General features: G+C 39.8%; 12 protein-coding genes. 3 read left to right on the forward strand and 9 right to left on the reverse strand.

Going from position 1 to position 24,304, the window contains the following annotated elements:
* The first annotated feature begins 85 nt into the window (after positions 1 to 85).
* Positions 86 to 2,119: a transketolase gene (gene tkt, locus RT761_RS08440; protein ID WP_218110982.1), complete on the forward strand. Its 2,034-nt coding sequence runs from the start codon at positions 86 to 88 to the stop codon at positions 2,117 to 2,119.
* Positions 2,120 to 2,185: 66 nt separating this feature from the next.
* Here the strand turns inward: tkt and RT761_RS08445 are convergent, their stop codons facing one another.
* The 5 genes from RT761_RS08445 to RT761_RS08465 all read right to left on the reverse strand — a co-directional run bounded on the left by RT761_RS08445 (position 2,186) and on the right by RT761_RS08465 (position 12,236).
* Positions 2,186 to 2,983 (reverse strand): hypothetical protein, encoded by a 798-nt coding sequence (locus RT761_RS08445; protein WP_218110983.1) that lies wholly within the window; start codon positions 2,981 to 2,983, stop codon positions 2,186 to 2,188.
* Between the two features lie 90 nt (positions 2,984 to 3,073).
* On the reverse strand, positions 3,074 to 6,748 hold the full coding sequence (locus RT761_RS08450) for a tetratricopeptide repeat protein (RefSeq protein WP_218110984.1): 3,675 nt from the start codon (positions 6,746 to 6,748) through the stop codon (positions 3,074 to 3,076).
* 510 nt (positions 6,749 to 7,258) lie between these two features.
* On the reverse strand, positions 7,259 to 9,439 hold the full coding sequence (locus RT761_RS08455; protein WP_218110985.1) for a DUF4919 domain-containing protein: 2,181 nt from the start codon (positions 9,437 to 9,439) through the stop codon (positions 7,259 to 7,261).
* Positions 9,440 to 10,084: 645 nt separating this feature from the next.
* Positions 10,085 to 10,255: a hypothetical protein gene (locus RT761_RS08460; protein ID WP_218110986.1), complete on the reverse strand. Its 171-nt coding sequence runs from the start codon at positions 10,253 to 10,255 to the stop codon at positions 10,085 to 10,087.
* A gap of 64 nt (positions 10,256 to 10,319) precedes the next feature.
* On the reverse strand, positions 10,320 to 12,236 hold the full coding sequence (locus RT761_RS08465) for a S9 family peptidase (protein WP_218110987.1): 1,917 nt from the start codon (positions 12,234 to 12,236) through the stop codon (positions 10,320 to 10,322).
* A 259-nt stretch (positions 12,237 to 12,495) separates the two neighbouring features.
* Here RT761_RS08465 and RT761_RS08470 point away from each other — a divergent pair, with 259 nt between their 5' ends.
* Positions 12,496 to 15,369, forward strand: coding sequence for a PD-(D/E)XK nuclease family protein (locus RT761_RS08470; RefSeq protein ID WP_218110988.1), 2,874 nt, complete (start codon positions 12,496 to 12,498; stop codon positions 15,367 to 15,369).
* Positions 15,356 to 18,973, forward strand: coding sequence for a UvrD-helicase domain-containing protein (locus RT761_RS08475; RefSeq protein WP_218110989.1), 3,618 nt, complete (start codon positions 15,356 to 15,358; stop codon positions 18,971 to 18,973). The genes RT761_RS08470 and RT761_RS08475 overlap by 14 nt, the downstream gene beginning before the upstream one ends.
* 198 nt (positions 18,974 to 19,171) lie before the next feature.
* Here the strand turns inward: RT761_RS08475 and RT761_RS08480 are convergent, their stop codons facing one another.
* The 4 genes from RT761_RS08480 to RT761_RS08495 all read right to left on the reverse strand — a co-directional run bounded on the left by RT761_RS08480 (position 19,172) and on the right by RT761_RS08495 (position 24,278).
* Entirely contained in the window at positions 19,172 to 20,005 is an 834-nt protein-coding gene (locus tag RT761_RS08480; RefSeq protein ID WP_218110990.1) for a carbohydrate ABC transporter permease, read from the reverse strand.
* Positions 20,002 to 20,913: a carbohydrate ABC transporter permease gene (locus RT761_RS08485; RefSeq protein ID WP_218110991.1), complete on the reverse strand. Its 912-nt coding sequence runs from the start codon at positions 20,911 to 20,913 to the stop codon at positions 20,002 to 20,004. Before RT761_RS08485 ends, RT761_RS08480 begins: the two co-directional genes overlap by 4 nt.
* 173 nt (positions 20,914 to 21,086) lie before the next feature.
* On the reverse strand, positions 21,087 to 22,277 hold the full coding sequence (locus RT761_RS08490; protein ID WP_218110992.1) for an ABC transporter substrate-binding protein: 1,191 nt from the start codon (positions 22,275 to 22,277) through the stop codon (positions 21,087 to 21,089).
* 477 nt (positions 22,278 to 22,754) lie between these two features.
* Positions 22,755 to 24,278 carry a sugar ABC transporter ATP-binding protein gene (locus tag RT761_RS08495; protein ID WP_218110993.1) on the reverse strand — a complete coding sequence of 508 codons (1,524 nt, stop codon included), beginning with the start codon at positions 24,276 to 24,278 and terminating at the stop codon, positions 22,755 to 22,757.
* Positions 24,279 to 24,304 lie beyond the last annotated feature (26 nt).

The raw sequence follows: 24,304 nt of genomic DNA on the forward strand, positions 1-24,304 counted from the left end.
TTCAGGATGACATGATTTTTTACTGGTTCCTGTATTTTCAGAATAAATCAAGAAATGAATAATTGGAAGGAAAGGAGAATTTTTTATGAACATTGAAGAACTTTCGGTTAAAACCATACGTATGCTGGCTTTGGATACCATTCAAAAAGCCAATTCTGGTCACCCTGGACTACCTTTGGGAGCAGCTCCAATGACCTATGCTATATTTAAAAAATTTCTATCCATCAACCCCAAAAATCCTTGCTGGGTGAATCGGGATCGTTTCGTTCTTTCCGCTGGTCATGGTTCGGCACTTTTATATGCAATGCTTTATTTATCTGGATTTGAAAAAATGACCCTGGAGGAGTTGAAATCTTTCCGCCAATGGGAGAGCAAAACTCCTGGGCATCCAGAATATGATTTAGAGTGTGGAATAGAAATTACGACTGGACCATTAGGACAGGGTTTTGCCACTGGAGTAGGGATGGCTATTGCGGAAAGTCATTTAGCTGCAACTTATAATCGCCCTGGATTTAACCTGGTTGACCACTATGTCTATGCTATCGTGAGTGATGGTGACCTCATGGAAGGAGTTGCTGCCGAAGCAGCCTCACTAGCTGGCCATCTCCAATTAGGGAAACTCATTTACCTTTATGATAATAACCATATTAGTTTAGCATCAGAAACTGGGCTTCATTATACCGAAGATGTAAGGAAAAAATTTGAAGCTTTTAATTGGCAAGTGTTAGAAGTTAAAGATGGCAATGATTTAGCTGCAATCGAAAAAGCCATTCAGGAAGCCAAAACCGAGAGCACCCATCCGAGTTTAATTATGGTTTCCACTCATATCGGGTTCGGAAGCCCAAAACAAGATAGTTTTGGGGTTCATGGTTCTCCCCTAAAGCCCGAGGAAGTGGTTGCTACCAAAAAGTTTTATGACTGGCCGGAAGATAAACCTTTTTTTGTACCCGAGGATGTCTTAAGTCATATGAGAGAAACCGTCAATAAAGGATCTCAGATAGAAAAGGAATGGGATGCTTTATTTGCTGAATATACCAAAAAGTATCCAGCTGAAGCTGAAGAATTTGAAAAAAGAGTGAAAGGAATCCTTTCCGAGAATTGGGCACAAAACATTCCTTCTTATTCTTCGGAAACAAAAAGCATTGCCACTCGTAGCGTTGGAGGAGAAGTCATGAATGCTATTGCTAAAAATTGCCCGTCTTTGATGGGTGGTTCAGCTGATTTGGATCCTTCTACCAACACTGTTCTTAAGGGAAAAGGGACCTTCCATCCACCAGTTCCTGGAGCAGAAAAAATGCAGGGAGTAGTCGCCGGTCCTTTTGGTTACTCTGGAAGAAACATAATGTTTGGTATTCGAGAGCATGCCATGGGAAGCATTCTTAACGGAATGGCACTTCATGGCGGTATTATTCCGTATGGTGCTACTTTCCTTACCTTTTCCGACTATATGCGACCGGCTATCCGTCTGGCAGCGCTTTCCAACCTCCATGTTATCTATGTATTTACCCACGACTCAATCGGTCTCGGCGAAGATGGACCAACCCATCAACCAGTAGAACAAATCAGCAGCTTAAGAACAGTTCCTAACTTAATGGTTATCCGTCCCGCTGATGCCAACGAAACCGCCCAAGCCTGGAAAATAGCGATTCGTGCCAAAAGTCCGGTAGCTTTAATTTTCTCCCGCCAGAAACTACCGGTGATCGATCAAACCAAGTACGCATCAGCTGAAGGAGTCACCCGGGGAGCTTATATTCTTTCTGATTGTGATTCTTCAGCTCCTGATCTTATTTTGATTGCATCCGGTTCTGAGGTTGGACTTGCTTTAAAAGCTTCCGAAAAAATGACAACTGAGGGAACCAAAGTTCGAGTGGTCAGTATGCCATCCTGGGAACTTTTTGAACAGCAATCGGAGGAATACCGTCATCAAGTGCTCCCACCATCGGTTAAGAAACGGATTTCAATTGAAGCTGGAGTTTCAATTGGATGGGAAAGATATGTTGGAGAACAGGGAGTTATTATTGGAGTGAATCGATATGGTGCATCGGCTCCAGGTGAATTAGTTATGGAGAAATTTGGTTTCTCAGTAGATAATATTATTCAGAAAGCTAAAAGCCTATAATCTTTTAAGCGGTATGAACTGTTGGCATGGGGAATAGATAAAAGAGCTTACCCCATGCCTCTTTTTTTATTTTAAGGAATTTTTATAAGAAGTCATCATCCGGCTAAAAAAGTCTTTATATTTTTGCTGATAAACTGAAGATGGAGCCCAATATATAACAGCATTACCTAAATTACTCTCGTAAAGCGAATATACCCAGGTTTCGATACACATTGTCATCTCGGTTCCTTGGAAATTTCCCTGTAGTTCATAACGAGCAATGGTTTCGTTCGCCCCATAGGAAGCTACCGCTTGATTGGTGATATTTTGCTCGTCCTTATTGATAACTCGAATATTAGAAACAGTTGAGGAAAGCATTTGGACAATGGCGGCAACATAATCGGTGGCATTGGAATACCTCACGTAGCTAATGATATAAAGCCTTAAAGATACTAAGCCACTGGCATCCTCATTCAAACTAACCATCCGGTTGAAGCTGTCGGGAATAACCTGCCAGTTTTCCGGATATTCGATTTGGCCTCTTCCCACCTGATCCATGGTACCGACTACGTCTTTAAGATTAAATTTTTTCCAGACTGCAGGGATTGGTTGTCCTTGGTTTTGAGTTTGGTTGGGGTCAAGGATCTGAATTTGGCCAGGTTGAGGTGTGCTTGGAATTGGAAGGGACGGTTGCTGAGAGGGAGTTACCGGTTGACTTTGGGAGAAATCAAGAGTTGGGAGCTGGCCGGGAGTTTGACCGGAAGAAGGGGTAGGTTGGCCAACACCGGGAAGATTGAGAATATTTTCACTATTTTGGGCTAATCCCAGTCCAGAAACCCAAGTTATCATGAAAGCAACGAAGATGACAAATCTTAATCTTTTCATATAATGGACTCCTCCTTTAGAGATGTATTACTTTCTCCTGAAAATCCAGTAATGAACGTAGTATTTTCAGTGACATTAAAACGCTTTCCCTTATTTCTTAATTTTCACTCCAGTGATAGCTGGCATGATCCAGGATTGGGCTGATTGATATTCTTCTGATGGGACGATTATAAGAAGGAGTACACCGGTTCCTGGATAGATTGCGCTCAGAAGAGCATAGTTTTTCTGATTCCGAGAATAAGTATAAGCCTTGACTATAGCATCATCATCTTCGACCTTGACTGCTACTTCCCATTGAAAAGGTTGACCAGCAACAATCTGGTTGACTTGCCCTTGAATATCAACCTCAGGTGGGTAATCAAACAAATATAACTCACCATTGTTTGGGGTTGAATAGCGGGTTCCATATTGAATATCCTGTAAAAAGTTTATTCCGTTTGGTGGCGTAAAGATCAGCTGAGATGTTTCATCGAGGGGTGTTGTAATCTGATTGGTAGTATACAAAGGAAAATCCAGACCCTGAGTGAAGGTTTGAGGGGTTTGGTCTCCGGAAGAAATTGATAATACTTTCTCCTGAAGAAATTGTGAAACTTCACTGACCAAGATATTCCCATCCCGATTATAGTCAGCATTCGATGTAAATCCATAGAGTTTCATGGCGGTTTTTTGGTCAGAAAGAATCGTGGTATCGCCGCTTAATGCATAGAGAAGAGAGAAGGTGAAATACCCAGATTTGGTAATTGCTGACTCATAAGCGCTTTCAGTTGCCGATGAAGCGGCAAAAACCACAACACCGATGTTTCTATATAAATTACGAACAGCCTGTTCTTGAGCAAGTACCCCTCGCTGGTAAATATCGACCGCTGCTCCGGAATGACAAGTGTCTAAAATGGTAATCTGTTTTCTGGCTTTGACCCGATAAAAGAATTCGGAAATGAGATTGGAGGTAACCATATCTTGATCGAGTTGATAAATAGATCGAGGTACAACAAAAACATCTTCCGGTAAAGCAAAAAAGAGGGGAGGTTCCCACCCCTCCTGACGGGAACCACCGTGCCCACCCCAGTAAAAAATGACTACATCCTGCTCTTGAGCTTGATTTATAATTTTATTCATCGACTCAACCACCTTAGCACGAGTGGCATCCTTATTAATAAGAAGAGTGGGAATGATTTCCTGATAAAGCAATCCTTTTTGAGCTAACAAAGTCTCAACAAACATTATGGCATCATACTGGGGAGCATACAGGTCATTGACTTGAGGATCTTTATAATCACTGACCCCAACTGCCAGGATATATAATTTCGGAAGGAGTTTTTCTTTTTTACAATGAACTAGAATTTCAGTCGGATTTGATTCGGTATGTTCTTGGTTTAAGGCTTTAATTTTTATCTGGTTATCACCTGCTATGAGTTTTAAATTGAGTGTTTGAGTTATTTTTTCCTGGTTCAGGTTTTCGGTTATCCGATTGAAAAGTTTTCCGTTCAGATAAATTAAAATTTCTTCGATTCCGCCACCCTGGTCGGTTATTTCAAAGGTAACAACAGCAGTATCTCCATCATAGGTTTGTTGGTTTTGAGGCGATAAAATTTTAACCAGAGGAGGTTTTTTGATGGATTCTATTTGTACCCGAGGATGGATTTGTTCTTCCGCAATGATTTCTTGATCGGTCATAGTTTTTTCTATAATTTGCTGGATAAGATAAGGGTGATAGAATTCCTCAAAAAAACGGGAAGCCGGATAAAATTCAGCTGCACTATCCTTTCCCTGGTTGAGATGCCATCCAATAAGCTCATCCGCTCCTTCGCTGGCATCGAAATATCCTTGAGGAGTCCAAATCGTCCACAGATTTTGATCGGGGAGCAAAAAAGCACCAAATAGTTCACGCCCATCTTTTAAACGGTACCAGTGGAGCGTGCCATCCCCATAAGCAGCGACTACCTTTAATCCGTCATGAGATATATTGACTCCCCAACAGGCTCCAGGAGTACGAAAATGCCATATTTCTTGCCCATTTCGATCCAAACAGCGGAGATACCATTCAGTTCCTAAGACTACCCATTGACCATCAGGTGAAATAGTCAAGCTTCGACATCTTTCATTAGGCTTGAGGACAACCGTTTTTCCATTTATACGAGGTGAATATTCGTTCCACCAGCCGGTAACCATAAGGCCAGGTGACTGGGTGAGTGGGGAGTAAGAATCGGTCATTGGCTGGCTGACATCGAGAAAGCGGCGTTCTAATATAGAGAAGCGAAAGGGTTTAGATGATTGATAAGGCAAAATTTCAATGGTTTTTCCATTTGAGCTGAGGGTGAAGTTCTCGACCGCCGCTCGAAAGTCAAGAAGCGGAGATTGATGATGAAATTCTTGTTTCCCTGAAGCATCAAGTTTTCCCCAGGCAGGATCGTTGGAGGTATAAATCAACCCACTAAAGTCAACGGTGGTTAGTGCCATCAGGGTATTGCCAGCAACGGGAATGGCAACCGCTGAGCCTCGACCGGCATCTGACCATCGGACCAAACTCACTCGATCTTGTAAGTGAAAACGTCCTCCTGCATAGAGGTAGAGTGACTCCCCATCACGTGACCAAGCAACTAAGGGAAGATTTCCGTTATTGATTTGGCTACAGTCAGGAGAGAAAAGGTGGGTGAGGTCAGGGATTGAATAAACATCTACTCGAGGGGAATCAAAAAAGCCGACAGCAGCTTGATTTCCTTCGGGTGAGAATGCCACGGTATGTGGCCGGTTTGATCCAGAAAGAACCAGTTTTTTTTCTAAATTTATTATTCCCTCTTGATCGATTTGATATAAGCGGATAGTTCCACCGAGACTCGTGGTCATGATTTGATTGCTTTTATTCCAATCGAGACCCAATGCGTCTTCTTCACCATAATCAAGGTCTTTTGAGGCGAGAGAATAATCTTCGGTATTATAAATCCGAAGTCCTGAACCTTCGGCACCAAGGGCGGCTAAAAATTTTCCGTCGGGAGAATATTGGATTTGGGTTATAGAAGCCGGAAATCCCGTCATAGTACCCAGCAGTATTCCGCTTTCACGGTCGAAAAACATCATGACTTCGGTTTCTTCCCATACTCCGGCAACACTTCCACAAGCAATAGTTTCGCCGTCTGGAGAAAGGGCAACTGAAGATATCTGACCGTCAATTCCATCGCCGATCGGTGGTCGAATGATCTTTAGCAACCGGCCAGTTTCCTGTTCCCAAATCCGGATGGTTTTATCATCGGAACCAGTAACTATAAAACGAGACCATTCTCTATCGATTGCAACACTATTTATGGCAGCGATATGCATATCGGTATTGATTTGGAAAATTGGTTTTTCAGGGGGTTCGGAGAAAAGTTTTTTAGCTATTTCGCGAGCAATCTCAGGATCAAGGTTTTTTAAAATGGAATATTCTTTTTGGGCGGATTCTAAGTCATTGTTGATTAAATAAGCAATAGCGAGATTGGCATGAAAAATATCACTATTCGGTTCAAGTCGGATCGATTCTTGGAAAGATTGAATGGCCTGGTTGGTTTCACCTGCCAGCAAGTAGGTTTGACCGAGTTTAGAGTATACCAAAGCCCAATCGGATTTTAAGTCCAGAGCGTTTTCGAAAGCATCAATAGCCTCTTGATATTTTCCCTGTTCATAAAAAGACTGACCCAAATCAAAAAAATCCTGAGCTTCATTCGCATAGATCGATAAAGAAATTGAGAGGAGAAGCAAGATAATCAGTGCTGAAATCAACCGATGAAACACATCAAACCACCCTCCTTAATAATAAAAAGACAATCACCCTTCCATTTTGGAAGGTTCTAAAGTCTTATCTTTCCATTCTATCCTGAAAATCTATATGAAAGCATGATAAATTAGGCTCCAACAAAAGATTATTAATTGTAGGAGCGCAATGTATTACGCCCGATGTTTATATAATGTAGCGACATGCCATGGCATGTCGAATCTTGGATTTTCATTCTCATCTGGTGCTACCAAACTGGTATGAAAGTCTATCCTGAAAATACCGAAATATTTTTAAGATAATTCTTTTAGAACAACTTACCAGGAGCCTTATCCTGGGCTTTCACCATCATCCTAACCTTCTCCTCATCAAGGGAGAAGGAAATATTAATTCTTTTGTTCTTTTTTTCCTTGCCCCTCCGTAGGAGAGAGGGGCAAGGGTGCAACTCATATTCATCCTCATCTAGTGTTGTTATGGAGCATGAGGATCTATGCTATAAGTCCATGAGCTTGATTTATTTTGTCCGCTATTTACCGAAATTGAATTCCAGTTATGGTAGGAATTATCCAAGCTTGTGAGGCATTATATTGATCAGCTGGAATAATGATGATCACCAGAACAGAAGTTCCAGGATAGGTTGAAATTATCATGGCATAATTGGTATTGTTTTGAGCAAAACTGTAAATTTTTACCTGAGCTTGACGATTCCCAGCGTTTAAAGTTGTTTCCGCCCGGAAGCTTTTCCCTCCAGCCAAACCCCCAACCGTGTTTTGGGCTTCCATTTCTGATGAGAAATTCATAACGTAAATTTCACCATTATTAGGACTGGTATAAACGACTCCATTCTGAATATCCTGTTTTTTTGAAGAGGCCGAAGGTAGAGGAACGCTAAAAGTATTGGATGGATGCTGATACCAATTTCCAGCTATCGGTTGTTGGGGAGTAGGAGAAGTATAGGTATCGATCGAAGGTAGAGAGGTATTTGGTGAAATTGGTTGAGATCCGGCAGAACCCTGGATAGAAACAGTGGAAAGAGCTTGAATAAAAATACTCTCAAGGTTGGGGAAATCACTCACTGTGCTATAAAAGAGGAATGAATAGGCATTATTCCCAAGGACAACGAGAATCGCCATAGCTTTAAGTTGTAGATTATCTACAGTAAAGAGAAAATCATGACGTAAAGCTTGAAGACCCAAAAAGCTGGTTTCAATAGTTTGTTGAGGAACATACCCATTGAAGTCAGGAGGCTTTAAATATGCTTCTTGAAGATAACTGAGATATCCTTTCGGGTCAAGGGGAGAAGGAAGTTTTTCAAGATTTATTAAATATTCAGCTATTACGATATTTTGTTGATTAACAAGTTGGTAATACCCAATTTCAGAAGGATCTTCAGTGGGTTGGGTAACCCATCCTGGTGGTGGATTAACGATTAAACTTTGGGGAGCAGAAGCAATGGTAGGCTGGGGAAGAGTTGTAATGGAAGGCGAAGGTGTAACTGGAGGCATTAATGATGGTTCGGGAATAGGAATCATCGCTGTTGGGGCAACGGGTGCTGCTGGAGTTGCAGTTGGATAAGAAGAAATTCCACTTATAGTTGCCTGTCCCAGTTTGGTTAAAACCTCAGTTCCCTGAAGATTTGGGTTGAGTTGGGCATACTGATATGCAACTGTTCCCTCCAGATTTTTAATAGTCGGATCCGCGCCGGCCATTAATAAAGCCTCAATAATTCTTGGTTCGGAGGTTAAACTGGCAGCATAGATGAGAGCGGTATCGCCTTTGTTGTTTTTGGCATTAATATCAATCCCTAAGCTAAGCAAATAATTTATCACATCAAGATTACTGTTGCCCATGGCTGCAATCATGAGGGCAGTGTTCCCATCTTTATCTCGAAGCCTTAAATCAACTTTTTGATCTTTGATCATAGTCTCAATTTCCTGTTTGGTTCCTGTGACTAAGGTGGCGATAAATAAATTATCTAGAAATTTTCCCGATTCTATAACAGAAGTTGGTTCTACTTGAGAGGTAGTTTCTGGAGTAAGGCTGCTTTCTTCATCAATTTCAACGGCTTTATCGTAAAATAGGTCAATATTAAAATAAAAATCACGGGTTTCTCCAGTTTCTGTATTTTTGGCAACCAGGAAATCGAACCTTTTCCCATCTTTTTCAACTAATGTTTGGGATTCTTGCTCAAACCCTAAAACGTCAAGAACATCATATTCTTCCCTAACCTCGATGACCGTCATAGCTGTTTCAGGGCTTTTTCCATCTCCAGATTGAATAATAGAATCGACTAAACCAAAAAAGACATCTTCGTGGAATTTTTGTTTTTGGGTATCACCTAATTTTCCATAGGCTTCAGAAAAAATATAATGGGTCATAATTCTTAAATAGTTCGTTTCTAGAATCGAGGTTCCTATTTCTAAGGCTTTATCATAGTTGCCGCTTTTATACTCTTGCCACATTTGATCCTCTTTTTCCTTAAGATCCTGCATTATTTTATAAGGATTATAGTTGGGAAGCTGAGCATAAAGGACTCGTAATTCTGCAAAATTGATACTGGTATCCCCATTTTTAAGACGATCGAGGAGAGTTTGATAGTAATTGGCTGGATTATCTTGAGTATTTCCCTGGTCAACAACAATAAGAAAAACTATACAAAAGATCAATAAAAAAGAATAATAATAAAAAAATCTGGATCGATAGGACATCATGATCCCTCCTTATAATCAATAATCACGGCTTTTTGAATTAAAAACATCTATAAATATTTTAATAATTGTATCATTCAATCTAATCAAAATCAGAACAAAAGAACTTTTTTTAGAAAAATTTTTGATAAATATTAATAGGAGAAACCATTATGTTACCTAGCAGCATCAAATAATAGTGAAAATCCAAGATACGACATGCCATGGCATGTCGCTACATTAATCAGGCACGATAAAGGCTGAGGACCGATGGGAGAATGGGGGTGAGGGTAAATAAAAAAAAGAATGAAAGGATAAAAGAAAAAATTACAAGATGAGATCCTCACAAGGAAAAGCACCACTCAGGACGACGCTTTTTAAAAATCTTTTGTAGGGGCTTGATTTATCATGCCCGTAAGTTATCAGAATAGACTTTCATGCAACTTTGGTGATACCAGATGAGGATGAAAATAGTTACCTCCTCACCCTGACCTTGTGTACGGAGAGGCGAGGAAAGAAAAGAGTGGCTCTCCTATCTGGGGAGAGGAAAAAAGAAATGGAGAAAGGTGACAAGTGGGGGCAAATCCCCACTTTAAATTTATTGCCTAAATTCTTATTCATTTAGAAACGAGAGTATTCCATTGGTGAGAAACCATCACTCGGTTAAACTCAAGCTTTGTTTTTCCACCTTAGAATAGCCATGACGATAAAACCAACCCCTAACCCCATCATAATTCCTGCCCAGGTATGTTTAAAAAGAATTCCCAACCCCATTCCAATAAAAAGGCATCCAGCAAAAGCAATACCGCTCAATGACCAATCATGGTTTTCATCAGTCATGAAAATCCCTCCTTAAATTTTTAAACTATATTATTCATTGAAATCAAAAAACTTTTGGCCAACATTAGGGTCCAACTTTTCCGCCTAAATGTTCTGACAAGAATCCTTCCATGGCTCGATAGAAATCAAACCGGTTCTCTTCGTTGGCAAACCCATGGCCTTCATTTTCTTTTACCATATATTGAACGCTGATTCCTCTTTTTTCCAAAGCAGCCACAATCTGATCCGACTCAGCTTTTTTTACTCGAGGATCGTTAGCACCCTGGGCAATAAAGAGTGGGGTTTTGATCCGATCGACTAAAAAGACTGGAGAAACCGATTCCAAGAGTTCTTTATCTTCCGCTGGGTGACCGATCATTTCGTAAAATTGCTGACGGAGTGGTTCCCAGTATGGTGGGATGGTTTCTAAAAGTGTAAAGATGTTAGAAACGCCAACGTAATCTATGGCAGCGGCGTATAAGTCTGGGGTGATCGTGATTCCGGCAAGTGCAGCGTAACCCCCATAGGAGCCACCGTAGATACCAATTCTCTTTGGATCGGCAATGCCCTGGTCGATAAGCCATTGAACTCCATCAGTTATATCATCCTGCATTTTTCTGCCCCATTGTTTAAAACCGGCTGTCCAAAATGTACGCCCATAGCCAGTGGAACCGCGGAAATTCATTTGTAGTAAAACATAACCTCGGTTGGCTAAAAATTGAACTTCGGCATTATATCCCCAACTGTCTCGATACCATGGACCACCGTGGGGATTGATCACTACCGGTAAATTTTTTGATTCAACACCCTTGGGGAGAGTGAGATATCCATGAATGGTTAAGCCATCTCGCGAAGGGTAAGAAATTGGTTCCATATCAGCCATATACTTTTCATCAATCCAGGGGCTGATATCGGCAATCTTTTGAAGTTTGCTGGTTTCGACATCATAGAGAAAGTAGGACCCCAATGATTTATCGCTATAGGTTCTTATTATAAAGCGATTTTCGTCTCGATTCACACTTGAGAGAGCCAATTCATATTCAGGGATTTTCTTGGTAAGGTCTTGAAAAATGGATTCAACTTCTTCATCAAAAAAATGATAATGGAGTTTATCAGTTAAATAGGTAACAGCAATCAGCTTTTTTTTCTTGTCTGATATTAACAATCCGCTTACATCAACATCGGTATTTTCATAAATGAGTTCGAGCTCTTTTTGAGTTTTAGGATCAAACACTATCAGAGCGGATTTATCGCGGCCTAAATTGGAAAAAGCATACAAACGTTGATTATCATAGGTAAAGGATACTGGAGTGAGTGTTTCTTTAAAATCAGTAGTCAAAATTGTTTGGAAGGGTTGTGACTCGTTATCTCGGTAAAGAATACTGGTGTTAACTCCATCACTGGTTATGGCGAGTCGCAGTAGGCCTTCATGATCGGTTAACCAGCCGATGATATTACCCGGGTTTTCGCCAATTAATTTCAATTCACCAGTTTCAATATTAATTCGATAGGCGTCGTAAAACCTTGGATCTCTCTTGTTGAGAGAAATAAGCATGTCTTGATCGTTGTCCCTTAAATCGTCAATTACACCGGCACGAACTCCCTCAAAGGGAGTTAAATCAACGGGATTTGAACCATCAATATTCACGGCATACAAATGAAAATTTTCTTCTCCAGCTTGATCACGAGCATAGACGATTCTTTCATTGCTTGCCCAAAAATATCCCACTAAATCTCGATCGGTAACTGACGTGACCCGCTTGGCTTCAGTTTCACCAAACTTTTGGATAAAAATATTTAACCGATTTTCCCAGGGAGCGAGAAAAGCGAAATATTCACCTTCAGGAGAAAGAAAATAACCAGCTTTCTCGGGATTACGGAAGAAATCTCGCAAGGGAATGAGTGATATTTCTTCTGAAGAAGCGTTTGCTAAATTTCCGAAGCTTACTAGAGAAAAGAAAATAAAAGCCAGTAATAAACAATTATAAGTATTTCTTTTCATTGTGAAAACACCTCAAATATAATTTAATTGGTTTGCAATTAAACTTTAAGAAAAATGTAGGTTCCCTTTCTATTTAATTTTCTGGTTTGAATGGTTGATAAAAATGATAATCTAATAAAGTCGATAACAATAAAGAAATCTGATTTCCATTATAATAGAATACATTATAGGTTGAAAGTGAATAAATCTTTGAGAAGGAAAAAGAATGATTGGAAAGAACTATAAAGTTTAAAAAATAGCATGAGGAAGGTTTTCTAAATTGCCGTTTGAAGTATTTCATTATAAACGTTTAAATGATGTCAAAGAATATCTTGGTCAATTAACTACTCAAGTAATCAATCCGATTATTATTGTTCCTTCTTTATCAGATAAAAGTGAATTTCGTGAAATGAGTCCTTTTGAAGAATCCAAAATTTTTCAATGGAACGACTTATATAATGAAATTCATACATTTTTAAAAAACCAGGTGAGTATGCCGCCGAAAAGGAAAGAAGTCGATCAGAGTATAAATTGGTTGTTGATTCATAAACTTTGGAAAGAATTGAATGAAAAAACTAAAACTATCGAGGTTCCGGAGGGATTACGAAGAATAGAAAGTGTCACTCATATTTTAGAAAGCATCCGTGAACTCCTCCGTGAAGAAGTGAGTTGGAGCGATTTCAATCGCTTTATGGGTTGTGATGATTGTTTTGATGATTCCCTTTGTAATCAAATCCAGGACCCGACCAGCTGGTTATGTTGGATTTACCGGAGATACCTTAAGGAATTTGAACAGTATCAACTCAGTGATAACCTTCAAATACCAGGTTTAACTGCCGATCTGATAAGAAAATCCTGGCAAAATGAAGAGTTAAAAAAGTGGATTAATAAAAATACTTTTATTTTTATTGGTTTTTTTCAATTCACTCCAGGGCAAAGGCAATTATTGCATAGTTTGAATTCGAACTCTGGTCAGGTTTACATTATCAAACCTTGGTGTGGAATCCCTCTATTTGATAAAGATTTTTCTGTGCAACCAGACCATTCTAATTATCCCCTACCGATAAATAATCCAGTTCCAATTGGTGAAATTGCTGCTGGAGATGCCCGCCATCAGTATGAAACCATTGCACGTGAGTTGGTTTTATGGTCGGCAGAGAAGGGTCAACTTTCCCGGTGGGGTCAATTCCCCGGTTGGGATGATATTGTGACGATCATTCCTCCCCAAAGAAGAAAAACTTTTCAAGAAGTTTTGCAGAAATACCAGATTCCCTTTCAATTCCTGCAAGGATTTTCAGCCAAGGAATCCCCTTTGTGGGGAATTCTCAAACGATTACGAAGTGCTGGTCAAAATAATTGGCCAGAAGAAGAAACTCTTCATCTTCTAACCGAACCATTATTAGGAGAAACGGATATTTCTGTCAAAGAGGCTTATCACCTATCACCTCGGGGAATTGAAGGATGGAGAGATTTCTTAAAAGATTCTCCCCAATCTTTATTGAAATTTGATCAGCTGGTCAAATCTTGGCGAACTATTGAATCCTGCAGAACACCACAAGAGGTTTATCACGTCCTTCACCGGATTTTTAACAAAACTTTCAATATTTCTATTAATGCCTCAAAACTTTCTGGGTTAGATCCTTCCCGAGATGAGTTGGTTGCTTTGCTAACAGCTTTTTTGATGGAAATTGAGCAAAAAGTTCTTTATTTTTCTGAAGATGAGACTTTGGCATCCTTTGTTCAGCAAATAAATTTTGCTTCAACTAATGAAGTTTATGGTTTTTTGGAGACATGGATTAATCACGCCACCCTCCGCCCACCACTTATCGAAAAGGGATCCTTGAGAGTGTATCTCAGTTCTCCCCCATCGTTGACCGAAGCACCAGTGGTGATAATTACTGATATAATTTCAGCTTTCTGGCCGGGAAGCTTTTTGAATACCCCTTTTTTGGAAGACGAACTGAAAAAAAAATGGAATCAAAATCCAGGATTAAATCAGGCCACTCTTCCTACCATACATCAAAAGAGAGATGAAAAACGAGCTTTATTTCGAAGACTCATTGCCACTGGATTCCAATATACCATTGTGACCTACCCATTACAGGACGAAGCAGGACGGCCAACATCACTTTCTCCTTATTATGATGAAATATTTACAGGTGATGATCCTTGGGCAGGAAAAGTGGTTTTCTTTAAACGACCATTGAGTGCTATCCTTCCTCAAGCCATTGAACCATATTTAAAACCGGTGGAAATCCCAGAGGATGTACCCTTGATTGCTCGTAGTCTTCCTTGGTTACCCAATCAAATTTCAGAGATACCTCCGATACCGATCAGCGAGTTGGACACCTGGGTAGAATGCCCTTTTTTGTTTTACCTCAAAAATTTCTATAAATTAACCGAACCGACTCCACCCGGTTTTGATCCCCGTCGAGGTGGAATAGTTTTGCATGAATTGTGGGGAAAAACGTGGGATACCTATTTAAAAGGAAAATCAACCAGTCTTCGGGAACTGGTGTTGTCGCTATGGCCGGAAATTGTCCAACGGGTTTATCCAGAGCTTTTGACGATTTTTACTAGCGATGAACTTCGCTTGAGGCTTGATGCTTTAAGATTGGCCGACTACCAGGAACATATGGAAAGTTTTATAAATCATTACCGTACCGAAGAAAAAAATGAATTTGTACTCCCGCCGTATGAAATAAACCAACTTTCTTTTACTGGTCGTTGCGACCGTCTGATTGGTTTAAAAGACGGATACTGGCTGATCGTAGATTATAAAAGTGGGAAATCAAATTATGCGAGAACATCGTTGCAGTTGGCTGGATACAGCCACGTTTTAACCAATAATGGATATCCTGTTGTTGGGTATGTTTATCTCTGTCATGGCGATGGAAAGGCAACCGGAGCGTTTGAAGGAACTTTCTTTGGCAATGAACTGAGAAAGTCGTTTTTGGGGTCGAGTCGCTCTGGTAAAGATTTAAGCGTCGAAATAGATCTTGCTCGACAAAAAATGAAGGAACTCTCCTTGGGTTTGGCAAGCGGTGATGTCCAACCAAATTATCATAGCCAAACTTGTAGTGGATGTTTTGGGAGATCACTTTGTCGAAGAGACGAGATGCGAAGTCGTGGAGGAGAAGATGAAGAGAGTTGAAAAAAAAGAATTCCTGGAGCTTATTGCCGATTCCCGACCAGCTCAACAGGAAGCAATCATGGCTGATGAAGATTTGGTGGTGGTGAATGCTGGCGCTGGCACCGGAAAAACCGAAACCTTAGCTCGCCGCTATGCCTGGTTGGTCACCACTGGACGAGCAAAATTCAATCAAATCCTGACTCTAACCTTTACCGAAAAAGCCGCCCTTGAAATGAGAGAGAGAATTCGAATGCGACTGCGGAACTGGTATAAGCAATTATCTAATCAGGGAAACTTTCAACATCTTTACGAAGCAATTGATAACCTCGATGAAGCTCCCATATCCACCATTCATTCTTTTTGCATGAGAATAATTCAAAAGGCAAGTTTGTATTTTAATATTGATCCAAATATCCGAGTCATTTCATCACCGGAAGAGTTCGGATTTTGGAATAATCTTCAAAATATTTTAAGTCGAAATGACTGGAATTGGTTTGATGAAAACGTTTCTGATCCGGTATGGCGAAGTCGTTTGTCGGTATTAAACCAAGAACCATTTTTTCTCCTTTTAAACCATGGTGGTGCTGATGGTTTAGTTCAGTTGGTCAATAGTCTTACCGACCTTTTTGGAAGTTGGGGAGAAAAACCTGAATGGCTTTGGCAGAAAGGTGAAAGAGTTGAAAGGGATTGGGAAGAAATCCAAGAAAGCCTCCTATCCTGGTATGCACCTGAATGGGACAAGGAATGGTCGTTTTGGATAGAGCAAATTTTGCCTTTAATAGGTTTACGCGGATCGAGTAAAGTCATTGATACCTTTATCGATTTTAATCTAAAGTGGCATAATCGACCAGACAAAAGACAACTTCCCTATTTTATGAGTGATTTAATTGATTCCCTCGCGGCCATTGCCAGGAGCTCAAGGAATGCAGTATATCTGAAAATCCAAGATCAGCTTTTACTTTCAAGGCCTTTCCAATCTATGATTGAATACCGAAATCAATTAAAAGAGAAGTACATTCGTCTCATTGATATCTTGTGTGGGAAGGGGGAATTAACCGAAGACCTTCGTTGTCGTCAATTACTCATACAATCATCAGCCATTTTCTGGCATATCTGGGAAGAATTTAAGAAGAAAAAAAGTGTGCTGTCCTTTAATGATATGATTGCCTATGCCGGTGAGGCAGTAAAAAGGTATCCCACTTTAACTGCACAATATTGCTCTATTATGGTTGATGAGTTTCAAGACACCGATCTCCTCCAGGAATCCTTGATTCGTAATATAGTCCAAAACAACCAAGCCTCACTCTTTGTTGTTGGGGATTTGAAGCAGTCCATATATCGTTTTCGCCATGCTGACCTGAGTATTTTCCATCAATATATTCAAGAAACTCAATATAATCCAGAGGGTGGAAGACATATCGTGCTTAGTGAAAGCTTTCGTAGTCGGGATGATTTGGTCAGCGAAATGAACAGTTTATTTAGTTTTATCTGGAAAGATGGATTAAGTCAAAAAATCCTTCATGAATATGAACCACTCCAAGTTCCCAATGAGCTCTCCTGGTGGGAAGAGCGCTCAACATCGGTATCGGCTCCTCATCTGCGGTTTCTCTTCCTAGGAAACACCGATCAACCGACCAAAGAAACCGAAAAACGCTGTCTTCTGACACGATACTTAGCAGATGAGGTCAATAATTTGGTAGGGAAAGCAATAGTTTGGGATAAAGCAGAAAAAAAAGCCCGCTTGTGTCAGTACCGAGATATTGTGATCTTGGTTCCCACTCGAACTTTTTATAAACCGCTCGAGCAAGTGTTACAAGATGAATTAAATATACCAGTTATTTTCGTTACCGATGTCAATTATTTTTCTCGAGGAGAAACCTTGGATGCCGTAGCCTATTTAAAAACCGTTGTTGATCCTCAGGATGACCTGGCTTTAGCTAACTATCTTTCTTCCCCCTTTTCCGGACTCAGTTTGGCTGAGGTACACGACTTGTTTGTCAATGCTGATAAATCATGTAAAAACGGTTGGTTGTGGAAAAATTTGCAGGAGCAATATCCAAATTTCTGCGAAAAGTTGATTGATTTGAACCAAAAGATGAAATTAACGGGTCCAGCTTCAATTTTGTCCGAGCTTTTAAAAGAATCCTCCCATTTAAAAGCAATCCCACGGTCTTTGCGAAGAAGAGTGGCAGTCAACCTCCGGCGGGCCATTGATTTAGCCCGAGAATATGAAAATACCATTGGAAACAGCGGATTGGGTTGCACCCGTTATTTACAAGATGCCATTTTGAAAGAAGTCAAAAGTGAGGAGGCCAATCCAGTAGGAGAAGAAGAAGATGTAGTAAGAGTGATGACTATTCACTCTGCGAAAGGTTTAGAATTTCCTGTCGTTGCTCTTTTTGGTTTGGAATATACTCCCTATCGACGCCCAAGGAACAAATTTCAATCCTCGCGTGAACTGGGAGCGATAACCAGGTATTTCCCGGATTATTGGGAGATGAATGGTCAACCACATGTGGAGAGTGATGTTGATTTTCCTTCTTTTTTTATCGAACAGCAACTCCAGCAAGCCGAGGAAGTTTCTGAACAACAGCGGTTATTTTACGTAGCTTGTACGCGGGCTCAAGATACTTTGATTTTATCGGGTGTTTGTCCGATCAGCAACGGAGAAATAGTTATCAAACCGAAAACCTGGTTGAGCTGGGTTTGGGATTGGATTGAAAAGGAAAGAAATGAGGATCCTCGACAATACCTAATCAAATTTTTCCCTGGCTACCAAGATTCTTTATTCATTTCCACTTCAAAGGCAAATGAAGAGATGGAGGGAGGGATGGAGCTTCCTCGGCAGCCTCTTCCTCGTTTACAACGCCTGACAGCAACCGCTTATGCCTTTTATCGGTTTTGTCCCCATGCCTATCGAATGAGATATCGGCAGGGGATCACTTTACCGTGGGAGCTTCCTTCTGATGATGAAAAAGGGGGAGCCGATCTGGGGAATATGGTTCATTGGATTCTGGCTCAATGGGATTTTAATGAACAAAGTCTGAATCATTGGTTGCCACTTCATCAGGATAAATTTCTGGAAATAAAATCGCAGCTTTCGATTGAGCTTCGACCTTTTTTGAATACCAACCAAGATTGGGAGAAAGTAAAAATTTGGTTAACCAATTTATCTCAAAGCCATCTGGGCTTATCTCTCCAAAAAAATTACAATGACCAAAAACTTGAGCGGGAAAAGCCTTTTGAAATCAAGATTAATGGAGGATTGGTATTGGCAGGGATACGAGATCTTTTGTGGAAGGATGAACAGGGAGTGCATATTATTGATTACAAAACCTCTTCGCCCGATGAGTCAGTATTTCCTCTTTATCGAGAACAAATGTACTTTTATGGCTTGGTAGCCCAAAAGCAATATCCTGGCCTTCCGATCCATCTTGGTTTATATTTCGTTCGAGAGAATTTATACCAGAAAATTCATGACTTACCGACGGAAGATAAGATGATGCTACAAGTGGGTGCGGTCGCTCAAAATGCCGCTTCTCAAGGAAGCTTTCAGCCAGCTATCGAAAAATGCCCATCATGCCCCTGGAAAAACCATTGCTCTTTTTATTCAACTAAAGAGTAAATTATTCTTAAATTGTGGTTTTTTATAAAGTTAAAACCTTATGTTTTTGAAGCATAAAATGACAATTCAAAATTCCTCTCTCTTGATGGGAGAAAATCAGGACGGAGGTAAAATCCAAGATTCTAATCCAAGTTTGATGTTAAGAAATTGGCCAAAGGGAAATATCGAAGTTTCCTCTCAACTTAATTTTGTCCCTTCTTATTTGGTTGTCCAGCCAACTAAGCCTTTAATATAGTATTTTTGTAAGAAAGCAAAGATAAATAGGGGAGCAATCATCGAGACAATTGACGCAGCAGTGAGAACTCCCCAGTCGACATGATATTGGCCTCTCATAAGAGGAATTCGTTGGGTTGCGAGAAGTTTGCCGGGGGTATAGACGAGGATAAGAGCCAGGAAAAAATCACTCCAAACCCACATAAATTGAAGAACAATCGAAGATATAAGTGCAGGCCAGGATATTGGAAGGATAATTCGAGAAAATACTACAAAATCCGAAGCTCCATCAATCTTGGCGGATTCTTCGATCTCAATGGGAAGAGTAATAAAGAAATTTCGAAGAAAGAAGATAATCCAAGGCATGCCCCAGGCTGAATGGATAAGAATTAATCCAGTGTAAGTATTCAGGAGGTTTAAATTTTTCATCAGCTGGAAAATTGGAATCGCAATCATTTGTTGGGGGAGAGCCATCAGTATAATCACTAGAATAAAAAGCGAGGTTAGCAAAGATAAACGAAAACGCGCAAAACCATAGGCTGCCAGTGAAGCGGCGAGGATGGGAATGAGTGTTGAGGGGAGAGCAACCAGCAAGGAATTAAAAGTACCCTGAGAGAGAGGGGCGGTAGGATGATTCCAAGCATTTATGTAATTCACCATCGAAGGGGTAAACGGTTTCAAATTCCACCAACCATAGATGACTTCTTGTAAGGGTCGAATTGAAGTCATGACAATTCCTAAAAAAGGAAGAATCCAAATGATGGATATCAAAATTGCTATAAAGTATTTTATTGTAGTGGTAATTTGATTTCTCTTCATCTTTCCTCCCCCAAGCTACTCTTAATTAAGGGAATAGTTACAAACAGGGTGAGTAACATCAGCAAGGTTGCGATAACTGAAGCATTTTGGAAATTGAATTGACGAAAGGCATAGAAATACATTTGTAGAGCCATAACATTAGAAGCTCCGCCAGGGCCACCCATAGTAGCTACATAAACTAAATCAAAAATTTTGAGTTCCCAGAGGATGGTCATAGTGATGACGACAACAGTCATTTGTTTTAAAAGTGGTATGGTTATTCTAAAGAAGATGACAAAAGGAGTAGCGCCATCTAAAGCAGCAGCTTCGTAGTATTCTTTGGGGATGTTTCCCAAGCCAGATGAATAGATAATCATGCTGAATCCGGTCCATAACCAGACAGAACCGAATATGAGCGAAAGAAGGGCAGTTTCTGGATAGGCTGTCCAGGTAAAAGCTTGGAATCCAAGAAGCTCCAGGATCGCATTGATAATACCCACCTCTTTTTCATAGATAAATCGTAAAATAACACCACCAATTACCATAGGGGTAACCATTCCTAAGAATATTGATGATTTAAATATATAGTTATACTTCAAATCTTTGAAAAGGACCGCCAAAACTAGACCTAAGAAAGTAGTAAGGGGGAGGTGGATTAAAATCCATAGAAAATTATGAGGGAGTGCCCCCAGGGGAAAACCCTGGGTAAATCCTTTCTGGTTAAAAACATCTTTGCTGGATAAAACCTTTTTATAGTTATCTAAAAAAACAAACTGATGGTCTTCTGAAGTAAAGCTCGTCCAAAGGGTATTTAAAACTGGATAGAGCAGGAATATGATCATTAAAATTAACGCAGGAAGAAAAAAAACTATTTGATGAAGAGTTGTTTTCAAGCTTTTTCGTCGTTTTCGACGATGGAAAAGATCCATAAATCCCTCCCGAAGTTAGAATGGGCAAGGAGTTAATTCTTCACTGAATTTTTTAGACAGAAATGAGGATGGTGACTTTGAGGGAATATGCTCACTGCACCATCCTCATTTCTGTATTCAGACTGAGGAAGAGCTTTTCTTTTAACGGACTTTTTTTAGAGCCCTTCATAGAATCATTGTTCAAACACCGATTCCAGTGTATCTAAGACATCATCTACTTGCTCGGGTTTAACCCAGAGGAGTTTCAACTGATCCCAGAATTTTGATTGGAATTCACCTCCAATGGTATCATCCAAATCAGGGAGAGCCATTTTCCCTTCGAGTATTTGAGCAACATTTCGATCTACTTCAGGATAAAACTCGATTGGTACATTTAGATAAGTTGCCAGGTGGCCTCCTTGCTGAACCTGAAGTTCTTGTCCTTGAGTTACCAAGAAGGCTAAAAGTTTTTTAGCGTTTTCTGGATTTTGGGTATAAGCAGGAATGAAAAGGTAATCTGGAGCGAAAACCAATCCCTGGGTTCCGGGGAGCGAGAAAACGCTAAGGTCAGATGGGTCGTCTACCATTCCAGTGATCCAACTTCCCATAAAGAACAAACCATAATCACCATTCCACCATTTTTCCAAAACCATCGTCCATTCAGAAGGCTCACCAAAGTAATTTTCCTTGAGAAGAACAGCAAGCCTATTTTCAAAGATTTCTTTAACTTTTGCATCATTCCAATGAATAGAATGGTTGATAAGATTATGGAAAAGCTCGGTACCGCCAAAGGCAACTATAAAGTGCTCGGTTATATCAGATAGAGGCCAACCTACTCCATTGCCACTGGCTATCGGAGCCGAAATACCCTCGATACCTTTCATTTTTTCTAAAAGTGCTTGGAAGTCTTCCCAATTATTTGGAACCGTCAGTTGATTTTTTTCGAAAAATGATTTTCGAAACCAGAAGCCAGGTTTTACCTTACCGGTATAGGCAGCTCCATAAAGCTTGCCGTCTACTTTTAATCCGTCCAAAGACCCTGGAATGAAGTCATCCTCAGTTATGACAGCTGAAATATCCATTATATGGCCTTTTTTAGCTTGGTCTTGAATGAACCAGCTCTGCATGAAAATAAGATCACCAAGAGTACTTTCGGCAGTAAATTGGGCGGGGAGAAGCGTGGAAAGGTCTTCAGCTCGGTAGGTCAGAAATTCAACTTTTATGCCAGTTTCTTCCTCAAAAGCTTTTAAAACCGGGAGAAAGGCATCCATTTCACCTCCAGACCAAGGACCAATAACGGTAAGAGAACTATCTTGAGAGTAAACCGGAAGTCCAATGAAAAGAATAGCCGAAAAAATTACCACAATCCAGGTTATAAATTTCATCTTTATCCCTCCTAATCAATAATACCCAAAAGAAATTGGGCAGATTATAAACGGCTTTAAGTCATTCCGAAAATACTAGTAGGTTTTAGAAGGGAATCGATATTAAAGAAAATAATGAGGTTAATGGCTAATTTACTGTTAGCTTAAAAACAGATTTTCTGTTGTGAATAATAACTCATTAAATCAAATTAACTTTGTTTTTTATAAAATTACGATAACAGATATATTCAATGTATCTATTCAATTTTTTTTATAATATCATTTGGATTAAAAAGGGTCAAGTTACTTTAGAAAAGACTTTCCTATGATTACTCAAAGTTGGTTAAGCCAGCTGAAAGTTAAAGAAATATGAGGCAATAATAGCTAAGATATAAGAAAGAAATTAACCAGTTGATTTTATCGAAAGTATGCGGCTTCAATTAAGACCTTTTTTTATCGATAAAAATCAATTAAAAGCTACAGGCTTGAGGATTAATTTCAAGAAGCTCTTTCTTTGTTATTCTCCAAAGTGAAACTCATAATTTTGACTTGATCAGCTTCTTGATGGTGAAGAACCCCTTTTAATTGACCATGATGCATGACCATAATCCGGTCACAAAGGGCGAGAACTTCAGGAAGCTCTGATGACAGGAGAATAATGGAAACGCCCATCTTGGAAAGGTCGTCTATAAGTTTGTATATTTCTGCTTTTGCTCCAACGTCGATTCCATGGGTTGGTTCATCCATAAACAATATTTTTGGTTGATGCATAAGCCAGCGAGCGATAATGGTTTTTTGTTGGTTTCCACCGCTGAGGTTTTTCGAAATTTGTTTCAAGCTAGGAGTTTTAATTGACAATAAATTAACATATTTATTAGAGATTTCTTTTGATTTCTTTTTATTTATAAACTGTAATGCACTGGATAGCTCTTTTAGGTGAACGATGGTCATGTTATCCTGCACCGATAATTTTAACAACATACCTTGTTCTTTACGATTTTCGGCTATCATACCCAAACCGAGTTTTATAGCATCCACTGGATGATTGATTTTAACCTCTTTTCCTTTAATTAATACCTTACCGGAAGCCTTCTTTTCCATACCGAAAATACTCTGGAGCAATTCAGTTCGTCCTGACCCAACTAAACCAGTTAAACCTAAAACTTCACCTTTGTAAAGTTTGAAACTGACGTTTTTTACTTGATCTGAAGCGGTTAAGTTTTGAACTTCTAAAATAACCTCTCGATCGGAGTAGTCTTGTATAAACTCTCGATGAGCTTTTTTTTCAAAATTACGACCGACCATAAGAGACACCATTTTTTCCAAGGTTGCATCTTCTTTCTGAAGTGTATTTATATAACTCCCATCTCGTAAAACGGTTATTCGGTCGGCAATTTCTAAAACTTCTTCAAGTTTATGGGTGATAAAAAGAATCGAAACACCTTCGTTTTTTAAAGATTTCATAATTTTTAGAAGAAGAGTTATTTCACCAGTAGTGAGTGATGAAGTCGGTTCGTCCATGATGAGGAGCTTGGCATTTAACGAAACTGCTTTAGCAATTTCAACTAATTGCATTTGAGATACGCTGAGATATTTCACCAAAACTCTCGGATCTATATTATCTACTCCAAGGCTTCTTAAGTATTTCCAACATTCTGAAACCATTTTTTTGCGATCGATAAAGCCAAAAGATTTGGTTAGCATTCTGCCTTGATAAATATTTTCAGCGACACTCATGTAACGAGACAATGAGAGCTCCTGATGGATCATAGCTATTCCGGTATGCTGGGCGTGTCTTGGATCCCTAAATTTGACAACGTTTCCTTCAAATTCGATGTGGCCTTCATCGGGATGATAGACACCCGAAAGGATATTCATCAAGGTAGATTTTCCTGCTCCATTTTCACCAATAATGGCATGAATTTCACCCTTTTTAATATCAAAACTAACATTATTTAGGGCAACAACTCCTGGGAATGCCTTGGTTACATTTACAATTTTACAAATGATTTCTTCACTCATTATGCGCTTCCTCCATTGTTGTTGAG

Origin of the sequence: Atribacter laminatus (assembly GCF_015775515.1) — a bacterium.
GTDB classification, from domain to species: Bacteria; Atribacterota; Atribacteria; order Atribacterales; family Atribacteraceae; genus Atribacter; species Atribacter laminatus.